The organism is Paraburkholderia fungorum (assembly GCF_046026025.1).
In the GTDB taxonomy this organism is placed as follows: domain Bacteria; phylum Pseudomonadota; class Gammaproteobacteria; order Burkholderiales; family Burkholderiaceae; genus Paraburkholderia; species Paraburkholderia fungorum_E.
In genome coordinates this window covers 56,114-76,428 of record NZ_JAQQFL010000032.1, presented here as the reverse complement: position 1 = coordinate 76,428, position 20,315 = coordinate 56,114, and the positions used below count along the sequence as shown (strand labels likewise).

The following is a 20,315-nucleotide window of genomic DNA, read 5'->3' as shown; positions in this document are numbered from 1 at the left end:
CTGTGACTTGTCCGAGCCAATTTCGATGGACGTCGTCCGCGCGTTCCGACGTCGGGCGCGTCCGTGAAATCAACGAAGATGCCTGCCTCGACCAGCCCGAACCCGGGCGCTGGGCCGTCGCCGATGGCATGGGTGGGCACGCGGTCGGCGATCTGGCGAGCCGCCTGGTGATCGATGCGTTGAGCCGCCTTACGCCGCCGCTTGCGATGAAAACCGGCATCGCCGACGCGCGCGCGCGGTTGCAAACCGCCAACCGTCAACTGCGCGACGAAGCCGCGCGCCGCCAGGTGCAACGGATCGGCAGCACAGTAATCGTACTGCTCGCGTGCGACCGCTTCTGCGGCTATCTGTGGGCTGGCGACAGCCGCCTTTATCTGTATCGCGACGGACAATTGCGGCAACTCACACGCGATCATAGCCAGGTGGAAGAGCTCAAGTCACTCGGCGTGATTACCGACGAACAGGCGCGGCATCATCCCGCGCAGCACATGATCACGCGCGCGGTAGGCGCCACGGATCTGCTCGAACTCGATGACGATGCAATCGAAGTGGCGAATGGAGACGTCTTCCTGCTATGCAGCGATGGACTCAGCAACGAAGTCAGCGATGCGGAAATACTGGCGGTACTGACCTCGGTGGCGTGTGAACACGCGTCCGACGAACTGGTCGAACTGGCCATCGCCCACGGCGGGCGTGACAATGTCACTGCGGTGGTGGTGCACGCTGAGGACCCGTATGCGTCCGACAAAACGCTGCTGAACCCCGCGCCTTGAACGCACAGGCCTGAAAGTGCGGGACTGAACGTGCGATCGCCGCGCGAATGGCGCGTTACGCCTGCTCCCCCGTTTCAACTATCCTCGTCTTCGTCGTCGTGTTCGTCACTGCCGTTTTTTCCCGTAGGCAGCGCATTGCGGTTGCGAAAATCCTTTGAATGCAGGCCGTGCTTCTTCAGAAGCATTTGCAGATGCGAGCGATTCATATCGATGCGCCGGGCCAGTTCCGCAACGGTGCCGCTCACTTCTCGAAGGCCGCGCTCCAGGAAGGCTTTTTCCGCGTCGTCGCTCGCGGCGCGCTTCGCCTCGCTTAGCGACATCAGATTCGCCACGCTAATCGGCTCCTGCCCCGCCGCAATGCCTTCATGCGACAAAGCCGTGCCTGAACCAGACGCGGCCGGCCGCATATCCACCGGAAGATGATCGAGATCCGCCATCTCCCCCGCCAGACACGACACCCGATACATCACGTTGCGCAGTTCGCGAATATTTCCCGGGTATGCATAGCTCAGCAGAAAGTCCCGTAGACGCGGCGTCAATCTGACCGGCCTGCGTTTCAGCGTGCCGGCAGCCTCGTCGCCGAACCATGCAATCAGCAGCGGAATCTCATCGCGCCTCTCGCGCAGCGGCGGCAAAGTCACGTGAATCACACTGAGACGGTAGAACAAATCCTCGCGGAACTTGCCCGCTTCGCTGAGTTGCCGCAGATTGCGATTGGTCGCCGCGACGATCCGCGTGTCGACGGCAATCGTTTCATCGGAGCCCACGCGCTGAATCTCGTGCGCTTCCAGCACACGCAGCAGTTTCACCTGACCGGCCAGCGGCAACTCGCCGATCTCGTCGAGAAAAATCGTGCCGGTATGCGCGCTTTCGAATTTGCCCTTGCGGTCATTCGAGGCGCCCGTAAACGCGCCTTTGCGATGACCGAACAATTCCGATTCCAGCAGATTGTCCGGAATCGCCCCGCAATTTACGGAGATGAACGGTTTGTCGGAGCGCGAACCATTCGCGTGAATCACCTTCGCCATCAGTTCTTTGCCCGTGCCGCTTTCGCCGTCGATCAATACCGGCAAATCGGTCGGCGCCGCCTTCTCGGCAATTTCGAGCGATTCGAGCAAATGCGGATTGTCGCCGAATGTCCCTTCGAAAATGAAACTGCGCTCGATCAACGCTTTCCTGCGCGCGCCTCGCGACTGGTCGGCAGAAGCGCCGGGTTCCGCAGCCGTCGCGGCTTGTACAAAACGTTCCTTGTGCGAGAGTTGCATCACCTCGTCGCGTAACGAGGTGGCTTGGCGGAGCAGCTTGTCGATGTCGGCGCGTTCGAGCCGCGACGACCAGCGCAGCGTCGAGCGCAGTATCTCGATGCGCTCGATCAGGCCCGCATACGAAATCGCCGGGCTGAGCTCTTCGACCTGGTCGAGTATCTTCATCACGCACTCAACTGTTTCTGGACCAACTGGTAATACATGCCGCCACGCTGGATCAGTTCGTCGTGGCGGCCCTGTTCGACGATCGCCCCTTCGTACAGCACCAGAATCTTGTCCGCACGCATGATGGTGCTGAGCCGATGCGCGATGATCACCGCGGTTCGGCCCTGCAAAATATCGTGCATGTTGCCGAGGATATTGCTTTCCGATTGCGAGTCCAACGCCGAGGTCGCCTCGTCGAAAACCAGCAGACGCGGGTCGTGGTACAGCGCCCGCGCGATGCACAACCGCTGGATCTGGCCACCGGACAAGCCAATGCCACGTTCGCCGACAATCTGCTCGTAGCCGAGCGGCATCTTGCTGATGAACGCGTGCGCGTCGGCCATCTTTGCGACTTCCTCGATGCGGCGCCGTTCGGGCGCGTCGTCACCGCTTGCAATGTTCTCGGCTATCGTGCCGGAAAACAGCAGATTGCTCTGCATCACATAGCCGATCTGCGCACGGTAATAGGCTTTATCGACCACACCGAGATCGTAGCCGTCGATCGTCATCTTGCCCTCGCTTGGCGCGTAGAAGCCGACCAGCAGCTTCGCAAGCGTCGTCTTGCCGGAACCGCTGCGGCCCACAATCGCCACCAGCTCGCCAGGCTTGATGTCGAAGCTGATATTTTCCAGCACATACGCCGAATCGTTCTCGCCATAGCGGAAATAGACGCCGCTGAGACTGATTTCGCCTTGTAACTCAGGCAGCATCACGCGTGACGGCAAGTCCTGCGGTTTCTGTTCCGGCTCGATATCGAGCACGTCGCCAAGGCGTTCCATTGCCACGCCCGCGTCGTTCAACATGCTCCATAGGCCCACTAATCCCATCAGCGGACCCAGCACGCTGCCCATGAAGGCGTTGAAAGCGATCAGTTGGCCGATGGTCATTTCGCGCGCCAGTACCAGATTCGCGCCCACCCAAAGAATGGCGATCGTGGTCGCCGCGTTCAGCAACTGGCTGCCAAGCCCAACCAGAATGTTGAAGGCATGCGCCCGGTATTGCACTTCGAGCGCCTTCGCGTATTTCTTCTCCCAGCGTAAGCGCACCGGCCGTTCAATCCCCATGCCTTTGACGGTCTCGACACCGGCGAGCGCTTCCATCAGAAATGATTTCGATTCGGTCGACGCCGTAAACACCTCACGCGCGTAGTTCTTGATCTTCGGCGTGGCCAGCGCGGTCAGCGCCATGATCGGTATCACGAACGCGATCAGCACCAGCGTCATCTTCACGTTGTAGACGAACATGATGGTGAAGTAGATAAACACCATCAGCAGATTCAACGCGGTGGTCACCGTCGACTCGGTGAGGAAGGCGCGGATCGTCTGGTTCTCCTGAAAGCGCGCGAAGATGTCGCCGGTCTTGCGCTTGGCAAAAAACGAAAACGGTAACGACAAGGTGTGCTTGAAGAACTGCGACATCATCGCGAAGTCCATGTTGCGCACCATGAAATTGGCGAGATACGCGCGAATCGACGACATCAATTGCGAAAACACGTTGGCGATGATCAAGCCGCCGATCAGCAAATGCAGCAGGCTGACGTTCTGATGCACGATCACCCCGTCGAGGATGTTCTGAATAATGAGCGGCGGAATCACCCCGAGCACCTGAATGACGAACGTAGCAAGGAACAGGTGGCCGAGAATCTTCTTATACGGCCTGAGATAGCCGACAAACCGTATCCATGGCGAACGCGCGGCTGACAGGTGCAAGAGATCCGGTCCGCCGGTAAAGAGCAGACACGTGCCGCTCCAGCCGCGCTCGAAATCCTCAACCGTCATTTTCCGAAAACCGAGTGCCGGGTCGGCAACCCACACGTAGTCTTTCGACAGCCCGTACACCACCACATAGTGGTATCCCTCCCAATGCACAATGAAGGGCAGCTCGAAACCGCGCAATGAGTCGAATGTGCATTGCACGCCGCGCGCGGTGAAGCCGAGCGATTCGCCCGCGCGCGCGAGACTGTCGAGCGTCGCGCCTTGCGTCGTCACATTCGCGAGTTCGCGCAGCTTGCCGAGCGTCATGGGGATGTTGTAGTGGCGGCATACCATGGCGAGACACGCCGCGCCGCAATCCATTTCTTCAGCCTGCTCGACCAGCGCAAAGCGCTTGATGACCTTCTCGCCGAATTCGGGTTTGGTCTGCAAATCGAGCATCAGCGGCAACTTGCGTCGCTGTTCGAGGCGCTTTTGCCGTTGCAATTCGCGGTCGCCGTAACGGATCCGCTCGTCCAGGACTTCACGCAGCTTCGGATTGCGCTCCAGAATGAAATGGACTGTGCGCTCCGGAATCACCAGTAGCCGCGTATCGACCGCCGCCACGACCGACGCCATTTGCTCCTGTCGCATCAAACACGCTTTTTCGCCGAAGATTTCGCCTTCGCCTAGTGTCGCGAGCGTGTAGTCATGGCCTTCCTCATGACGGACAATGCGTACTTCGCCCTGGCGCACCACGTAGAGCCGCCGGTCATCGCGCCCGTCCTGCTTGAGGATCTCCTTGCCGGCGGCCACCCGTTTCACGCCGACGCTGCGCACATACTCTTCGAGTTCGGCCTTATTGAGCTTGCCGCGCAGATCGAATAACTGCGCGACGAAACCGCCCGCCGAGTTGATTGCCACGTAGCTCGCGATAAATGCCAACGCGGCCTGATTGGCGGCGAGCACGGGTTCGATCGCGGCGCGGGGAATGAACAGCAACTCGGTTTTTGCCGACGCCCGTACCGACGCCTCATGCACATATGCGCGCAACATCGCAATGTCGGCGAAAATCTCGCCGCTCTTGCGCACCCCCATGCTGGTTTCCTTGCCATGCTCCTCGGTAAAGATGCGTACCGAACCCGAGCGGACCACGTAAAGACCGTCGGCCGTGTCGCCCGCCGAGCACACCGTTTCGCCGAACGAATAGAAGCGTGCCTGCGCGTATTCGGCGAGACGCTCGATCTCGTCGCGCGAAAACGGCGAGAGGATTTCCACCGAGGTGAGAAACTCAGCGGCGGAGGGCGCGGTTTGGGGTGCATCCATATGCTTGCGGACCTCGATTCGGCTGTGCGTAGCTTTGCTTTACCTTGCGTCCCGATGTTGCGTTGCGTTGCGTTCCGTGCGTGCTGGGATGTGACGCGATGCCAGCTACGCGCTTAGCGCGCTTCGATCACATGCTCCTGCGCACGCGCAATCAACCAGTTTTCGCGCAGCAGACGCCTGACTTCAGCGGCCACGTCCGGGTCAAGCGTCGCCGGATATTTCGCCGTTACGGCGAAAATCTCGAAGCACGAGCGATCCGCCGACGTAAACGGCCCGAGCAGATCACCCACCGCCGCGTTGAAAATCTTCGCTTCGATGTCCGGCTTCAACGATCCGCGCAACACTTTGCCGATCACGCCGCCGGTTTCGCGCGTATCCGCAATCGAATGCTCTCGCGCCATGTCGGCGAAGCCGTCGGGATCGTCGTGCAGGTACGAGATCATTTCCTTCGCCTTACCCTCGCTGTCGAGCACGATATGGCTCACCTCGATCGCGTCGAACTTCGGCGAATTCAGCGCGAAGTAATCCTTGATCGCCGCCTCGTTGCCGACCACGTCAAGCATCTTCTCCTGATACAACCCGTCTGTAATGAACGCTTCGAACTCGTCGAGATTCACGCCGAGTGCATCGAGGTACTGATTCATATCCGTCGCGCGATGCAAACCACGCACACGGCGGAACTGATCGGCGCGTTGCTGGATTTCATCCGCGGTGACGGAAATACCCTGCTTTTTCGCCGTGTGCACCGTGAGCTTGTCGCGCACGATCTGCTCGATCAGGCTCTCGAACTGGCCGGTCAATTTCAGAAGACGAATAAACTCGGAAACGTCCACGACTTCGTCGTCGATTCGCACTATCGCAGTCATGTCATCCGCTCCTTTAATTGACGTATAACCGGTGCGCTCAACCCGCGACCTGCCTGAACGGATCGAGACCCAGATCGATCAGGCGCCGTTCGCGCACCACGATTTCCGCGCTCGCCGTCATGCCATAGCGCAGCGGATAGCGGGTGTCGGCGATCTGGTAGTAGTTCTTCTCGAGCGTCACACGGCCTTCGTACACCGGCTGCTTGTCCTGCAGGGACGGCTTGGTGGCCGGCGAAATGTAGGCAAGCGTGCCGTTGATCAACCCGTAGCGCTGATACGGGAACGCATTGAACTTCAGCTTCACCGGCTGACCCTCGTGCAGAAAAGCGCGATCGTGTTCAGCGATTTCGATCTTCAGCACCGGCTTCGCATCTTTCGGCGCAATACCGCCGAGCGGTGCGTTCGCCTGAATCTTGTCGCCCCGCTGCGTGGAGGTCACGTCGGTGATAACACCGGAGACCGGCGCGAGGATCAGCAGAAAATTATCTTTGTCGATGTTCTCAAAGCGTATCCGCGCGGCGGCATCGGCCACGAGGCGCGCGCTCTGCAATTGCAGGCGAACTTTGTCTTCGGCGTCGGTGATGTCGCGAACTGCCGAGTCGTACTGGAGTTGCAGGTCGGTGGTCTGCTGCCCGCTGGTTTCGAGTTGGGCATTGGCCTGCGCGTATTCATGACTGAGGCGAAAATCCAGTTCCGCGAGTTTCGATTGCGCAACCCGGTAGGCGTTATCCGCTTCCATCGCCGCGGTCCGTTTCTGCTCCACCTGCAATTCGGCAATACCGCCGCCACCTGGCTGTGCGAAGAGCTGCGAATAGCGGTCCAATTCCTGATGCGCGGCCTCACGCGTGCGGCGCGCGTTGTCGAGTACGCTGCGCGCTTCGTCGAGTTCGGCCTTCTGGCCTTCAGCGAGCTTCGTCGTGCCTTCGGAAACGCGGTTTTCGTGCAGATGCGCTTCCACTTCCATCTGCGCCTTCAGCGCCGCCGCCTTGCGCTCCATTAGCGCCTTCTTCTCAGGGAACTGTTTCCAGTCACGCTCGGCGTCTTCGAGTTTGAGTTGCGCCTGCAACGCATTGCTCGCGGCCTCGATCGCTCCACGCGCATTCAGTCGCGCCAGCACGTCGCCCTTCGACACGGGTTGCCCCTCGGCGATGTACAGGTCGGCAAGCTCGCCGTCGATCGGCGCATAGATGCGGCGGACCTCCGATTCCGGCGAGAGCGTGCCTTGCGCGCTGACGATCACATCCGCGCGCCCCACGAACGACCACAGCAAACCGGCCACCACCAGCGCGACCATCGCCCAGATCAGCGCGCGCGCGAGCCGCACCGGCTCCGCGGTCAGAATCGCAATGCCTTCGACGCTGTGATCCTCCAGCGCCTCCGACAACGGTCTAGGGTGATTGTCGCGCTTCACTTTGCTCGCCTCCAATCAACGCCAGTTTCGCCTTCAATAGCCCAGGGTCCAGCACCATGCGCAGTTCGGTCAGTGAGCGGCGTTGCAAATCCGCCTCGGCGTCGATATCCGCCAGCAGCCTGTCAAAATCGGCCGGATGATCCGCCTTCAGTTGCGTATAGATGCGCATCCCCTGTTGCGCGGCAGCTTGCGCATCGGAAAGCAGACGCGCCTCGTTACGAAAGCCGGGCGAAATCCCCGCTTCCAGCCGTTGCGTACCGCCGATCGGACCATTCGCCCGATACTGTTTCCAGAGGCTCTGCGCGCTCAGCAGCAGGTCTTGCGCGCGCGCCAGCGCTTTGTCGTGCAATGCGGCGACGTCTTTCTGGATCGATTGCAAGAACCACGCATCCGCCATCGGATCGAGACTGGCGTAGAACGACAGCAGGCGTTGGTCGTAATCCTTGCCGCCGCGCGTCTTCTGCAAATCTGCGAACTCACCGAGCAGCGCTTTCTTATGCGCCAGTTCCGCGGCGATCACGTCGGACCACGGCCCGGCAGGCATGGCCTGCAAGTCGCCCAGCGCCTGCTGGGTATCGCCGCGCTGCCACGCCGCGCTCGCCGCGTCATGACGCTGGATGAGGTCCGCCGACGGCAGACGGTTCGCGGCCAGTAGCTGAAACTGCGCCTGAAATGGCGGGGTACTGAAACGCGCGGTTTTGAGCAACGCGAGCAACGGCGTCAATTGCCGACCGAGCGCGGCGTTCAGCACATCGGTGTAATGGCGCAAATCTTCGCGTACCCGATCGAGACCGGCGAGACGCGGATAACGTTGCGCGTAATCGTCGAGGACAGCAGGCAGCGCGTCGGGCTTGTCACGCGCCAACTCAGTGCGAATGATGCCGTTCAGGCGGTCGATGGCGGCGATATACACCGAGTCGTCGCTTTCCAGTTTGCGCAGATGGCTCAGCGCCTGCGCGTAGGGCTCCGCAAAAACGGACACATACGAGGCAATCCGGTCGAGGGCGCGCTGATGGCCTCCCGCGTCGTCGTCCCAGCGCTGCAGCAGGCGGCTGATGGCGCTCTCGTCGGCGTACATGCGGATCGGCGCCTCGACGCCGCCGCGCCCCATCACGAAGCGCTCCAGATCACCCACCCATTGCAATTCGCCGACCAGAGACGCAGCGTCCGCATTGTTCGTACTCAACGATCTCATCTCCGTGAGCAACGCGTCGGCCTGATCGAACTGCGCCTTTTGCAACGCGTTCAACCACCTGGGGAGTTTTGCCTTCAGTAGCGCTTCGCTCGCCAACGCGCTGATTTTCGCGTCGGCGGGGTGGTTTGCCAGATAGCCGTTCGCCACCGTGACCGCGCTGGTGTAATCGCCGCTCGCCAGCATATTTCTCAGATCGCGCTCGGATGAACCGCGTACGTAGAGCGTCAATGCGATGGCCAGCAGAACGGCGAAGGCCGCGCCACTCCACCACACGGCACGACGCTCCATGATGTGATCGCCTCCCGCAAAGGCTTTGCTGAGTTCACCCGCAAGCAGGCGCCAACGCTGTGGCGGGCCTTTCGCTGCGTTCGTGCCATGTGAGCCGTTCGAGTCTTGCTTGCCGTTCGTTTTGCTGATTCCGCCGCTTCCGTTGCTTCCGCTCGCACCGCCTGTCTGCGTATCGCGCTTCGCTTGCGTGGAGGCGGCCTGTGCGGCCTCATTCACTTCGTCTTCGCGCTGCAGCCCCGGATCGACACAAAAGATATCGAGGAACGAATGCGCGGCGCCGACGAAAGTCGTCTTGTCGGCATCAGCAGTTTCGTCGGCGGCGGGATTGAGGGATAGCTGGGTCACGGTCGGCTCGACATCAGAGGGTTCTTTCAGTGTCACCCTGTAGACGAAGTGGTCGCCGCCAAATGCAAGGACGTCCCCCTCCACAAGCGGCACCGCTGCTTCATCGAGCCGCTTTCCACCGACGAATGTGCCATTCGTGCTACCGAGATCTTCCAGGTAGAGTTCGCCGCCCTTCAGAAAGACGTGTGCATGACGCCGTGAAATATAGTTGACCTGATGCGGATAGCGATCCTTATAGCGGGAGAAGACTTCGTCCGCCTTGCTGACGAGAAACGGAAACGCCTGCACGTCGATCGGCTGAAGCCCGAGGTCGTCGCGCTGTGGCACCAGCAGCAGTTCGGGCGCGGGTGTTACTGTCGCCGCGGCGACGATGCGCGCGCGCGGATCGATACTTACCCGATAGCAGAGCTCACCGCCGAAGCACAACGCGTCGCCGGCACGCACCCGCGCGGGGGCTTGCCGCACCGCAATGCCGTTGAGCGTGGTGCCATTCTTGCTGCCGAGATCGGCGACATAGACGGCGCCGTGCTCCGTGAAAATCCGCGCATGCCGGCGCGACAACCGGGCAATCCGCTCGGCAGGATAGTCGGTAAACGGTGCGTCGCTTCGGCCGATCGCAAACAGGCTGTCGACAATCCGGATCGCGTCGAGTGCGGGACGTTGCGCGGACGCAACCGGCGACAGCACCACGTCGAACGTGGCGTCCAATGTCGCGCGCATCTCAGCAATCGGAATTTCGCCGTCTGTCATTTTATCTGCATCACTAATCGTTTACCCGCTGCGGCGAGAACGCAGCGGAAACGGAAAGAAGAACTACGGCGAATAGTGGATTCTTTAACGAGCCGCGCAGAACCCGGCTCCTTACAAATTTTAAGTCGCGCATGGCCAGTGTCAATTTCCACATCGTCGCTTGTATGGGCCATTTATGTGCCATATGCAGTCGAAATACGCCACACGCACGCAGTCCCGGATTAGCTCAGTGTTCCTTTACTTCCGTTTGCACATCCACGCTCGGCCAGCCACCACCCAGTGCCTTGTAGAGCAACACCGTATCGGACAGAATCAACTGATGGTTGGCGAGCAGTTCCTGCTGCGCTTCCAGCAAGGTCCGTTCAGTTTCGAAAACCTCCAGTTGCGACACCACGCCAAGGCGCAACTGCGACTGAATCTGATCGGCGACGATTTGCAGGCGCGACACTTCCTGCTGCAACTCCACCCGCTGCGCCTTGTGTGAATTCAGATTGACCAGCGCGTTTTCGACTTCCTCGAAGGCGCCCATCACGGCTACCCGGTACTGTTGTTCGGCGACCGTGGATTGCGCTTTCGTGACTTTCACATGAGCCCGCACGCCGGGATCGAGAAGCGGTATATCGATGCTGGGCATGAATCCGTAGGTGAACGACTTCAGCAAATCGGTCAGCGCGAAGCTTGCGGTGCCGCCGTGGCCGGTGAGGTTGATGGTGGGCAGTTGCGCGAGCTTGGCCTGGCCGACCAGGTTATAGGCTTCCAGCACTCTGAACTCGGCTGCCACCACGTCGGGACGTCGCGCCAGGAGTTGTGCGGGCAAGCCGTCGGGCACCACGGGCAATTGCACGCGTTGCTGCAAATGCCCTTTCGGCAACTGGAACTCGCCCGCGGGCACGCCGAGCAGCGTGCATAGCGCGTTGTTCGCGAGATCGCGCGAGCGGCGCAGTTCGAGCAACTGATTCGTCAGGCGGTTGATTTCGGCCTGTTGGCGCAGCACCTGAGTTTGCGGTATGAGGCCGTTGCGGCGTTGGCCTTCGTAGATCGTGAGAATCTGCCGGTTGGTGACGAGCGTCTGTTGTTGCTGCTCGATCTGATCGTCGAATTGCAGGATCTGGAAATAGGTACTCGATACGTTTGCCACCAGTTCCAGATAACCGGCACGCCAATCCGCCTCGCTTGCGTGAAATTCGGCCTTTTGCGCCTGCACGCCCTTCTCCACTTTGCCCCAGATGTCGATGTCCCAACTCACCTGCGTGGCGACGTTGTACTGTTTGGCGAACGTCTGCCCCGTACTCTTTTCGAAATCGGCGCCACCGCCGAGATCCATGGTCGGCAACGCGCCCGCTTTGGCCTCGCCGATCTGCGTGCTGGCTACGTCGATGCGCGCGGCCAGCACCTTGATATCGAAGTTGCCCGCGATCGCCTTCGCGACCAGCGTGTCCAGATACGGATCATGGAAGCCTTTCCACCAGTCCGGCTCGATGGTCGCGGCGGCCGATACCGGTGCGCCTTTCTGATCTGACCACGACGCCTTGGCGGGCGTATCGGGCCGCTTGTAGTCAGGCATGCTGACATCGACACATGCGCACAACGACAACGCGCAGATCGTTGCGGCGCAGAGTCCGCGCAACGCTGCGGCCCGGCGGCTCGCACTCGCCGCTTGACGGTTCGCACCGCACCGCGGCAACGCGTTGAAAGAGCGCTGATGAACCATTGAATCGGACAACGCTGACACGATTTTCTCCGATGACACCCGCTACGCCGCACGAGAAGAACGCGCTGTTTAAGTAAAGCAGGTCCTACCCGGCTTCACCATCGAAGCGGTACAGGAAAGTCGGCGCGGGGATGGTGCGGTGACGCTGGGGTCGTATGGAAAGAACGATTGGATGCGGAATCTTTTGACGGGTCGAGCCTGCGCGTCCCGCGGAGGCCCGAGAGCCTCCGCGGCGGCTTGCGCCGTTCAATACACGTTGATGTTGTTGCTCGAACTCACATGCGGGTCGATCGTGGTCGTCACGCCGGCAACAAACGCCGCGTTGTTGCCGTTGGCATTCTGAATGTTCATCGTTGTGTTGATGAGTTGAGTGGCGTCGACGGCCTTGCTGTTGTTCGGTGCATACACCGGCGAGAAGTTGAGAAACGACGACGACGACGGATAGCCGTAGCCAAGGCCGAGGCCACCACGCACGGCGCTCATGACCTTGCTGTCAAGTTGAGCGGTGGTGGACAGGTCTTTGATCATCAGCGTGTTCATGGTAAATCTCCTGGAAGGGAAACAGCACAGTCTTGCGGTTGGGTTCGAGCATCTTGTCTGCTCGAGTCTCACTAATGCATGGGCTGTGCCAGTTTTCATTCCCGATCCTAAGAAATCTTCGGAACGACTGTAGATAAAGGATCTCCGGGAAGCGAAGCCGCCCGACACAATGCGACGGTTACGAAGCGATGGATCGGAGCTGGTGGATCGCAGCCAACAACGCGCGCGGCGGTGTTGGCTGCGGCATGACACTGAAGCGAGCAAGCCGCGTTATGTCGATACCCCTATGGTCTGCTAGCGCGCAATGACGGTGATCTTCTTCGAATACACCGGCGGATTGTGGGGCATATGCATGTCGTCGCCCATCAACAGTTGCAACGTGTGCTTGCCGGGCGGCAGTTGAATCATCGTTTCCGTTTCGCCCGCGCCGAAATGCAAATGGTTGCGGTCATTCGGAATTTCCTGATCCATCGGCGGCAGCTCGGTATCGATCAGCAGATGGTGGTGTCCGGTGTTCGGATATTTGACGCCTTTCGGCGCCACGCCCATATAGCGCAAGCCGAACCAGACCCGGAATGGCTTATTGGCGGCCACAACCTGTCCATCGTTCGGATAGCCGATATAGGCGTGCGCGCCCGCCGGCGACGGTGTCGTACCGGCAATCGCGATATCCGGCGAGGCCAGTGACGTCAATGTCGCAAGTGCCACGAGCGCCGCGAACGCAATGATCCTGTCCATGTTGGTCTCTCCGTCCTGACGAACCCGCCTTGAATGAACGGGATCGCTAGTCTTTTAGTACGGTGATGGTGATCTTCTTCGAGTACACGGGGGGCACGTGCGGCACGTGATTGTGGTCGCCGAGAATGAGTTGCAACGTGTGCTTGCCCGGTGGCAACTCAACGCGCGCATCGGTCTCACCCGCACCGAAGTGCAGGTGATTTCGATCAGACGGAATTTCCTGGTCGAGCGGCGGCAGGTCGGTATCGATCAGCAGATGGTGGTGTCCCGTGTTCGGAACCATCACACCCTTTGGGCAGACGCCCATGTTGCGCAGTCCCATGCGCACCCACAATTTTCCGCCGTGAATCACCGCGCCATCGGGCGGCCAGATGATGTATTCCTCGGCGCCAGGCGGCGAAGGCGTTTGTTCGGCGCGAGCGGAGTCTGGCAGTGACACGATGCCGAGCAGGAGGAGAATCGTGGCGAACCAGACGGTGCAGCGCGCTGCAAGCGACGCCTTCGTGTCATGACGTAGGTCGACGGGCACGCCGGGTGTGAGGGTTCTTCTCATTGCGCACTCTCCCGAAGAATGGCGATCGCCGCCTCGGCTGCGCACAGCGCGCCGGATGCTCCGGCTGAATGTCGCGGACACTTGCGTACTTCCACGTGGCTTCACGTGGCGGGTTCGCGTCACTCGTCGATGAGCGGCAGCACTATTAAAACGGACGTACTGCGCTACTTTGTGAATTAGCTTAGGACGTAACTTGCCAAAAAGATACGCCACGCTCGTTAACCGAATAACGCATGGACGGCGTGCGGATCAGCGTGGCGTGCAAAGCGCGTGCTATCGTTGTTCATAGGTTGTCGATGGATTGCCGATAGCGGTGCCGATGCTTCGCCGATCCACCTCAACGGCTGCTGCGAGCTTCGCGGTCGTCGAAAACCTATGTTCTGTCCGGAACAAACAGGATATGAATATGTGGCGAACATTCCTGCTGGTGTGCATGGCTGGAGCAATTCAGGCGCATTGGGGCAGTGTTTGTGCCGCGGCGCAGCGCGACGACGCGATGCATAGCGCGACGAACACGCGCACGACGGCGACGCTCAGCGCGCCGCTCACAGTTCAGAAGAACACTCCGCAGCCTGCGCGCATCGCGCTGGTGATCGGCAATGGCGCGTACGGCCAGCACGCGGACCCGGTTGGCCACAATGCGCCGCGCGACGCTGAAGCCATGCGCGACACGCTGCACGCGCTCGGTTTCGAAGTCATCCTCCGCATTGACGCGACGCCGCAGCAGATGCGGCAAGCCATCGGCGAATTCCGCCAACGTCTGCGCGAAGGCGGAACAGGGCTCTTCTATTTCGCGGGACATGGCTTGCAAATCGGACGGCAGACGCTGCTTGTGCCCGCCGGCCTCGATACACGCACGCCTGCACGGCTTGTCAGCGAGGGGGTCGATCTGAATGCCATATTGCAGGCGATGGGCGCACCGCGTGCCGACGCACTCAACCTCCTGATTCTCGACACGTGTCTGAACAATCCCTTCTCCGCTGACGTATCCCGCGATACAGTCACCCTGCCAGCCAATACCCTGATCGCGTACGCAACAGAGCCTGGCGGCTTTGCGGCAGATGGCGCACGTCACGGCGTGTACACGAGCGCGTTGCTGCACGCGCTCAACGACGCATCCCCATCACAGACTCTTGCGCAATGGTTTCAGCGCGTAGCGGCGAGGGTGAGCGAGCTTACCGATGGTGAGCAAACGCCGCGGATTGTTTCATCCTTTGCCGTAGACGTGAACCTGAGCGATCTGGTGTCTCGCGGCGCTGGCGCGAAGCTCACGTCCGCCACCGTCGACGAACCCATCGTCGCGCTGCACAGCAGAGGCATTCTGCCAAAGGACAGCAGCGAGCAGTACGAAATCACTTTCTGGAATTCCATCAAGGACAGCAACTATCCCGGCGATTACGAGGCCTATTTGAAGGCCTATCCGAACGGGCGCTTCGCCACACTTGCCCATGCACGCATTGACCGGCTGCGAGCCGCGGCACCAGCGAGTGCGCCACCGGTCGCACAGTCACCGCAGGCCGCGCGGCCAACACCACCCGCCAGCGCGGTCACGCAAGATCACTCGCACGTTGCTGCGCCGACAGCGACGCCGGTCGTCCCACCTGCGGCATCTTCCACGCCGGCCGTCGCGCAGAAGCCCATCACGCACCCGCCGAGTGCAGGCGAAAGCCGCGATTGCGCCACCTGTCCGATCATGATCGCGCTGCCCGCAGGCGCGTTCTCAATGGGCAGCAACACAGACGATCCCTCCGAAAAGCCTGTCCATCGCGTGACCATCGGCACGCCATTCGCGATCGGCAAATACGAGGTGACTGTCGAGCAATGGAATGCGTGCGTCTCGGCGAACGCCTGTCCGAAGCTGACCCCGGAAAGCAATACGAACAAGACGGCGCCGGCACGCGACCTCAGTTGGGACGACGCGCAGCAGTACGTGAAGTGGCTAGGCAAAACAACCGGCAAGCCGTACCGCTTGCCCACCGAGGCCGAATGGGAATACGCGGACCGTGGCGGCACCACCTCGGCCTACTGGTGGGGCGACCAGATGCGCAAGGGCAACGCCAATTGCACGGATTGCGGCGCTCCGTGGCACAAGGAAGGGCCCGAGACCGTCGGCTCGTTCGCACCGAATCCGGTCGGTTTGTATGACATGAACGGCAGCGTCTGGGAATGGGTCGCCGATTGCTGGCACAACTCCTACCAGAGCGCACCCGCCGACGGCCACGCGTGGGACAGCCCCAGTTGCGACATGCGGGTGATTCGCGGTGGTTCGTGGCGCGAAGGCGGGAGCTACATGCTGAGCGCGACACGTTTCAAGTACAGCGCGAGCGTACGTCAATCGCAGGATGGCTTCAGGGTGGCGAAGGATCTCAAGTGATGCGAAGACAGGTGCGGCAGCGTGCGTTGCGCGCCGCTACGGGGTGCGCGGCTTCGTTGTGATCGGCGCGAAGTCGGCGACGATATGGTCCTGGCCGTATTTGCCGGCGATCTGCGCGAGCCGCGTATCGAGTGCGCGCAGATAATCGGCACGTGATTCGCTTTCGGGCCGCGGCTTATCGAATAGCTGCGCCGGCGTAATCAGAAGCACCACCATCTCCGCTCCAAATGGCTTCGAAATAATCCAGTCACCGCCGCTGCCGATGGTGGCCGCGTAGTGCGGGGGCGCCTGATTGTCCTTGGCGCGCGGGCTCGGCACCATGTGCACGACGCTGCCGTCGAGCTGATAGTAGTCGAGGTTCACGTACGAGTCGTAACCGGGCGTCGTCACGTCGACGACCAGTGGATCGCCCTCACTCAACTGACCGCCGGGTGGCCGCACGTGCAGCGACGCAACGTGGCCTGCTTGCCAGTTGTGGATCCAGTAGGGGGCGAGCGCTTTGATCGTGTCGCATTTGTCGTCCGCGAGCGGCTCGACCTGGAGCGTCAGCGCATCGACGCCTGGCAGTGCCGATAGCGTGTCCTTCAAATGCGCCGCGCCGTAGCGTTGCGAAACATAGCCGCGCACCGTCAACGAGTGATCCTGTGCCGAAGCGGACAACGCCGAGCACGGCACCTGCGTCAGCACCGGCGTGACAGCGCCCAGGGTCAGCGCGGATTCGGGCGCGGGCGGTGCGGAATGTGCCACAGGCGCCACCGCGGTTGGCGCGGCAGGTGCCGGTGGCTCAGGCGCACTCGCCACCGCTGCGGCCACAACAGGCGTCGCCGCCGAGGCCCCCTGCCCCACAGAGGCTTCAGAAGCACCTGCAGCCGGCTGAGTCCCGCTCTGACGATTCGGCGCCGAACGCAAGGCAAACACACTGACAATCGCGGCACACACCACCGCCAGTCCCGCGAATCCCGTCTTGACCAACGTACCGGACTTTTCCGCGCGCGCTTCGTCATCGAACTCCGCGATGAAACGCGCGACACTCGGCATGCGCGTGTTGCGATCGAACGACAGCGCGGCACGCAACGCGCGCCACTGCTTCGCATCGAGATCGGCTGGCCGCTGCGGCTTGAAGTCCGCATTGCGGGCCTGTGTCGCGGATAACCGGTCGAACGGATGGTGGCCCGTCAACAACTCGTAGGTAATGCAGCCGAGCGCGTAAATATCGTCGCGCGGGTCCGGCTCACGATGCTCGATCATTTCCGGGCTCGCGTACGCCGGCGTCAATGCCCCGAGACTGCCGGGGTCGAAGACCGTTGCATCGCTCTCCTCCTCCGGCCGCTGAAACACGCGGGCGATGCCAAAGTCGATTACTTTCACTTCGGCATTCGTCGTGAGAAAGACGTTGGCGGGCTTGAAGTCACAATGAACGAAGCCGTGTTCGTGCGCGTAGGCCAGCGCATTGCACATGCCGCGCACGATCGGCAGTGCTGCGCGAACCGGCATTCCCTGATAGCCCGGCGTGCGCAATAGCTGGCTCAGCGGCTTGCCGGTGAGGTACTCCATCGTCAGGTAGACGATCGGCCCATCGCGGTCGAAGTCGTACACCGCGATGATGTTGCGGTGCGCGAGCACCTGTGCCTTGCGTGCCTCGCGTTGCAGCGCAACGAGGGAATTCGGATTGCCGCGGAACTGGACATTCAGCACCTTGATCGCGACATGTGGCTTGCGATCCGATGCCTCGAGCTTACGCAGGTCGAGCGCCTTGTACACCGTGCCCATCCCGCCTACGCCCAGACATTCCTCGAGAACGAAGCGGTTGTTCAGCGTATCGCCAGTGCCTTTGACCTGATCGTATCCCGGCGCACCGGTGGCGCTCGCTGCGCCTGCAACGCTCGCCGGGTTCGGCCCGCTCGCGGAGCCCACCGACGGTATCTCGACGGTGGTCTGCATGCCGGTTTCTTCACCGCCGGCCGCCACGTTCGACACGCGCAGCTGTTCGATGCGCCGCCGCACTTCAACGTAGAGATCATCGGGCAGCGGGGTTTTGCGGTGCGCTACGCCGAGCATCTCCAGCAGCTGCGTGGGACCCAATCCTTCGGTCGTCAACGTGCTGTCGAGTTGCGCGACGAACTCATCACGGGATAACTCGCCGCGCTGATAGTCGCGAATTACGTGCGCAAGGCTAGCCATATGTGCGAAGCGCCCCCGCTGCCGTTGGGCCGGATCGCATGCGACCGGAGCCTGTCGGGCCGATTGAAAACCTGTCGTAACCAGTTACATGTGCCGCTTCGATACTAGTCCCCGACCCGCGCTTTCGCAAACCAGGATTGCCCCGCTGCGCGCCCTGCCCGCAAGTGTCTTGCCGCATCCAACAGGATCCGGCGCGCTGTTGGGAGCGTGCCGTCAACTTGCGCCTGTTTGTTAATGGCCGCGCCGCGGCTCCGATGCAGCGGTATGACGCGAAAGCCTTGTACATCAAGGCTTTTCCGATTTTGTTAGGAGGGACGAATAAAACTGGCACAACCCATGCGTTAGTGACACTCGAGCAGACAGGATGCTCGAACCCAACCGCAAGACTGTGATGTTTCCTTCCAGGAGATTTACCATGAACACGCTGATGATCAAAGACCTTTCCATCACCGAACAACTCGACAGCAAGGCCATGCGCGCCGTGCGTGGCGGCCTCGGCTACGGCTTCGGCTACCCCAGCAGCACGTCGTACACCAACATTAGCCCGGTGTTCGCGCCGAACAACAGCAAGCAGGTCAGCGCCACCCAGTTGATCAGCAACGAGATGAACATCCAGAACGCCAACGGCAACAACGTCGCGTTCGCCGCCGGTCTCACTTCGACGATCAATCCCTGCGTCACGTCGAGCAACAACATCAACGTTTGACGTCTGATTCGGCGAAGCGGAGAGGCCCTCGGCAGTTTCCGCTTCGCTCCGATCCCGCCCGTCTTCCGCGCACCTTTGGAGAATCACCATGTCATCCCTCACGATTCGCGATCTATCCCGCACCCGCGAGCTCGACCGCCGCGCAATGTCGGCGGTGGCCGGCGGCACCGGCAGCAGCGTGCCAGGCCTGCCGTCGATGGCCGGTCTTGGCGGCATCGCCAATGTCAACGTCAAGATCGACCAGAACCTCACTCAGGTACAAACCGTCAATGTTGCAGCCCTCAACAACATCGGCGTGATCGGCGCCGGTTTCGTGCCGTTGAATCTGAACGTCAGCCCGTCGCTGTGGGGCGCTAACTACGCCAACGTTTGACGGCGCGCAGTAGCGAAGAACCGGGGACTTCCCTACTGCCGCCTGTTCGTATCCGACAGGCGGGCTGCAAACAGATTTCCTATACTGATAGTGCGACGAGACCTGCGCACACCTGAAGACAAAGACACACCTGGCCAGCGGCTGGAAGATCGCATCAGCCGCCGGTTCAATCGTTTCACCGGAGCCTCCATGGCAAAGCTCGTTATCAAGGACCTCACCGAGAGCGTCGAACTCGACCGCCAGGCGATGACGGCCATTGTCGGCGGCGCACGGATCGGTGCGCGCGCGAGCATCGGCCTGCAGGTGGTACCAGCGTCCGCGCGCGTCGTCGACTATCCGCCCGGGTTTCCGGCGGCACGTCAGACGATTGCCGATGCTTCCGGCGCCGCCGTGCCGCTCGCCTCGCCGCGCAGGTAGCCGCCGGCCCGGACATTCCCGGCAACGGCACGCGCCTGACGCGCGTGCCGTTTGCGTTTGATGCACCTGAGTCGGTTCCGCTTGCCATCCGCATGCGTGCCGGTCGTACCGGCGCACTGCATGACGCGCTTCGAACCAGATCGATACCGACATCGCCGACAGCCGTATTAGAAGGTCCCTCTTGTAGGACGCACGAGTGGCCTGCAATTGGAAATTAACGCGACCGCATGCAAAAACGTCGCGCAACGCGAGTGGCGATAACGGCGCACCACGAGCCGGCATCGCCAAACCATAGTGGAGACATGCAATGAAATTTATCGTGCAATGGAATGGTTTGCCGACGGCGGAAAACGCCGTCATCGAGCGCTTCATGAAAACCGGCGGCCAGGCGCCTGAAGGCGTCAAAATGCTGGGACGCTGGCATGCGATTGGTGGATTGCATGGCTTTGCGATTGTCGAGGCGGACGATACCCGCGGACTCTCGGCACTGGCGCTCGAATGGAGCGACCTGCTGACGATGAGTATCGTCCCCGCAATGACTGACGAGGACCTCGGCGCGGCACTGAGCGCGCATCAGGCCGCGCGCAAATAAGTATGCAAATAAGCAC

The 20,315-nt window shown here is 61.1% G+C and carries 16 protein-coding genes and 1 pseudogene; 7 read left to right on the top strand and 10 right to left on the bottom strand.

What is annotated here, in order from left to right; all coding sequences use genetic code 11:
- The first annotated feature begins 2 nt into the window (after positions 1-2).
- Positions 3-773 carry a PP2C family protein-serine/threonine phosphatase gene (locus tag PQR67_RS28925; protein WP_408466262.1) on the top strand — a complete coding sequence of 257 codons (771 nt, stop codon included), beginning with the start codon at positions 3-5 and terminating at the stop codon, positions 771-773.
- Positions 774-847: 74 nt separating this feature from the next.
- Here the strand turns inward: PQR67_RS28925 and PQR67_RS28920 are convergent, their stop codons facing one another.
- The 9 genes from PQR67_RS28920 to PQR67_RS28880 all read right to left on the bottom strand — a co-directional run bounded on the left by PQR67_RS28920 (position 848) and on the right by PQR67_RS28880 (position 13,656).
- Positions 848-2,206 carry a sigma-54 interaction domain-containing protein gene (locus PQR67_RS28920; protein WP_408466261.1) on the bottom strand — a complete coding sequence of 453 codons (1,359 nt, stop codon included), beginning with the start codon at positions 2,204-2,206 and terminating at the stop codon, positions 848-850.
- Entirely contained in the window at positions 2,203-5,259 is a 3,057-nt protein-coding gene (locus tag PQR67_RS28915) for a peptidase domain-containing ABC transporter (protein ID WP_408466260.1), read from the bottom strand. Before PQR67_RS28915 ends, PQR67_RS28920 begins: the two co-directional genes overlap by 4 nt.
- A 113-nt stretch (positions 5,260-5,372) precedes the next feature.
- Positions 5,373-6,125: a peptidylprolyl isomerase gene (locus tag PQR67_RS28910; protein ID WP_408466259.1), complete on the bottom strand. Its 753-nt coding sequence runs from the start codon at positions 6,123-6,125 to the stop codon at positions 5,373-5,375.
- A gap of 37 nt (positions 6,126-6,162) precedes the next feature.
- A complete protein-coding gene (locus tag PQR67_RS28905) occupies positions 6,163-7,536 on the bottom strand; it encodes a beta-barrel domain-containing protein (protein WP_408466258.1) in 1,374 nt (457 codons plus the stop codon).
- Positions 7,514-10,114, bottom strand: a complete 2,601-nt coding sequence (locus PQR67_RS28900) for an FHA domain-containing protein (protein ID WP_408466257.1) — start codon at positions 10,112-10,114, stop codon at positions 7,514-7,516. The genes PQR67_RS28905 and PQR67_RS28900 overlap by 23 nt, the downstream gene beginning before the upstream one ends.
- A 226-nt stretch (positions 10,115-10,340) precedes the next feature.
- Positions 10,341-11,702 (bottom strand): efflux transporter outer membrane subunit, encoded by a 1,362-nt coding sequence (locus tag PQR67_RS28895; protein ID WP_408466295.1) that lies wholly within the window; start codon positions 11,700-11,702, stop codon positions 10,341-10,343.
- 369 nt (positions 11,703-12,071) lie between these two features.
- Positions 12,072-12,365, bottom strand: a complete 294-nt coding sequence (locus tag PQR67_RS28890) for a hypothetical protein (RefSeq protein WP_408466256.1) — start codon at positions 12,363-12,365, stop codon at positions 12,072-12,074.
- A gap of 294 nt (positions 12,366-12,659) precedes the next feature.
- Entirely contained in the window at positions 12,660-13,103 is a 444-nt protein-coding gene (locus tag PQR67_RS28885) for a DUF4399 domain-containing protein (protein ID WP_408466255.1), read from the bottom strand.
- Between the two features lie 46 nt (positions 13,104-13,149).
- Positions 13,150-13,656 (bottom strand): DUF4399 domain-containing protein, encoded by a 507-nt coding sequence (locus tag PQR67_RS28880; protein WP_408466254.1) that lies wholly within the window; start codon positions 13,654-13,656, stop codon positions 13,150-13,152.
- Positions 13,657-13,975: 319 nt separating this feature from the next.
- Here PQR67_RS28880 and PQR67_RS28875 point away from each other — a divergent pair.
- Together PQR67_RS28875 and PQR67_RS38280 are read left to right on the top strand one after the other, a co-directional pair.
- Positions 13,976-14,857, top strand: a pseudogene (locus PQR67_RS28875) (caspase family protein); the annotation flags it as partial.
- Positions 14,858-14,881: 24 nt separating this feature from the next.
- Positions 14,882-16,030, top strand: coding sequence for an SUMF1/EgtB/PvdO family nonheme iron enzyme (locus PQR67_RS38280; RefSeq protein WP_494471409.1), 1,149 nt, complete (start codon positions 14,882-14,884; stop codon positions 16,028-16,030).
- Between the two features lie 36 nt (positions 16,031-16,066).
- Here PQR67_RS38280 and PQR67_RS28865 read toward each other — a convergent pair whose 3' ends face one another.
- On the bottom strand, positions 16,067-18,211 hold the full coding sequence (locus tag PQR67_RS28865) for a serine/threonine protein kinase (RefSeq protein ID WP_408466253.1): 2,145 nt from the start codon (positions 18,209-18,211) through the stop codon (positions 16,067-16,069).
- Between the two features lie 415 nt (positions 18,212-18,626).
- Here PQR67_RS28865 and PQR67_RS28860 point away from each other — a divergent pair, with 415 nt between their 5' ends.
- The 4 genes from PQR67_RS28860 to PQR67_RS28845 all read left to right on the top strand — a co-directional run bounded on the left by PQR67_RS28860 (position 18,627) and on the right by PQR67_RS28845 (position 20,299).
- Entirely contained in the window at positions 18,627-18,917 is a 291-nt protein-coding gene (locus PQR67_RS28860) for a hypothetical protein (RefSeq protein WP_408466252.1), read from the top strand.
- A gap of 88 nt (positions 18,918-19,005) precedes the next feature.
- Positions 19,006-19,290, top strand: coding sequence for a hypothetical protein (locus PQR67_RS28855; protein ID WP_408466251.1), 285 nt, complete (start codon positions 19,006-19,008; stop codon positions 19,288-19,290).
- 189 nt (positions 19,291-19,479) lie between these two features.
- Positions 19,480-19,707, top strand: coding sequence for a hypothetical protein (locus PQR67_RS28850; RefSeq protein WP_408466250.1), 228 nt, complete (start codon positions 19,480-19,482; stop codon positions 19,705-19,707).
- Positions 19,708-20,014: 307 nt separating this feature from the next.
- The gene (locus tag PQR67_RS28845; RefSeq protein WP_408466249.1) at positions 20,015-20,299 is read left to right on the top strand and encodes a DUF3303 domain-containing protein; all 285 of its coding nucleotides are present in this window, start codon (positions 20,015-20,017) and stop codon (positions 20,297-20,299) included.
- The last annotated feature ends 16 nt before the right edge of the window (positions 20,300-20,315 follow it).

What these genes read in the sequence shown, in the direction of transcription:
- PQR67_RS28855 (WP_408466251.1), top strand. Translation starts at nt 19,006, where the DNA reads ATGTCATCCCTCACGATTCGCGATCTATCCCGCACCCGCGAGCTCGAC.
- PQR67_RS28845 (WP_408466249.1), top strand. Translation starts at nt 20,015, where the DNA reads ATGAAATTTATCGTGCAATGGAATGGTTTGCCGACGGCGGAAAACGCC.
- PQR67_RS28885 (WP_408466255.1), bottom strand. Translation starts at nt 13,103, where the DNA reads ATGGACAGGATCATTGCGTTCGCGGCGCTCGTGGCACTTGCGACATTG.
- PQR67_RS28900 (WP_408466257.1), bottom strand. Translation starts at nt 10,114, where the DNA reads ATGACAGACGGCGAAATTCCGATTGCTGAGATGCGCGCGACATTGGAC.
- PQR67_RS28910 (WP_408466259.1), bottom strand. Translation starts at nt 6,125, where the DNA reads ATGACTGCGATAGTGCGAATCGACGACGAAGTCGTGGACGTTTCCGAG.
- PQR67_RS28880 (WP_408466254.1), bottom strand. Translation starts at nt 13,656, where the DNA reads ATGAGAAGAACCCTCACACCCGGCGTGCCCGTCGACCTACGTCATGAC.
- PQR67_RS28865 (WP_408466253.1), bottom strand. Translation starts at nt 18,211, where the DNA reads ATGGCTAGCCTTGCGCACGTAATTCGCGACTATCAGCGCGGCGAGTTA.
- PQR67_RS28915 (WP_408466260.1), bottom strand. Translation starts at nt 5,259, where the DNA reads ATGGATGCACCCCAAACCGCGCCCTCCGCCGCTGAGTTTCTCACCTCG.
- PQR67_RS28890 (WP_408466256.1), bottom strand. Translation starts at nt 12,365, where the DNA reads ATGAACACGCTGATGATCAAAGACCTGTCCACCACCGCTCAACTTGAC.
- PQR67_RS28860 (WP_408466252.1), top strand. Translation starts at nt 18,627, where the DNA reads ATGAACACGCTGATGATCAAAGACCTTTCCATCACCGAACAACTCGAC.
- PQR67_RS28850 (WP_408466250.1), top strand. Translation starts at nt 19,480, where the DNA reads ATGGCAAAGCTCGTTATCAAGGACCTCACCGAGAGCGTCGAACTCGAC.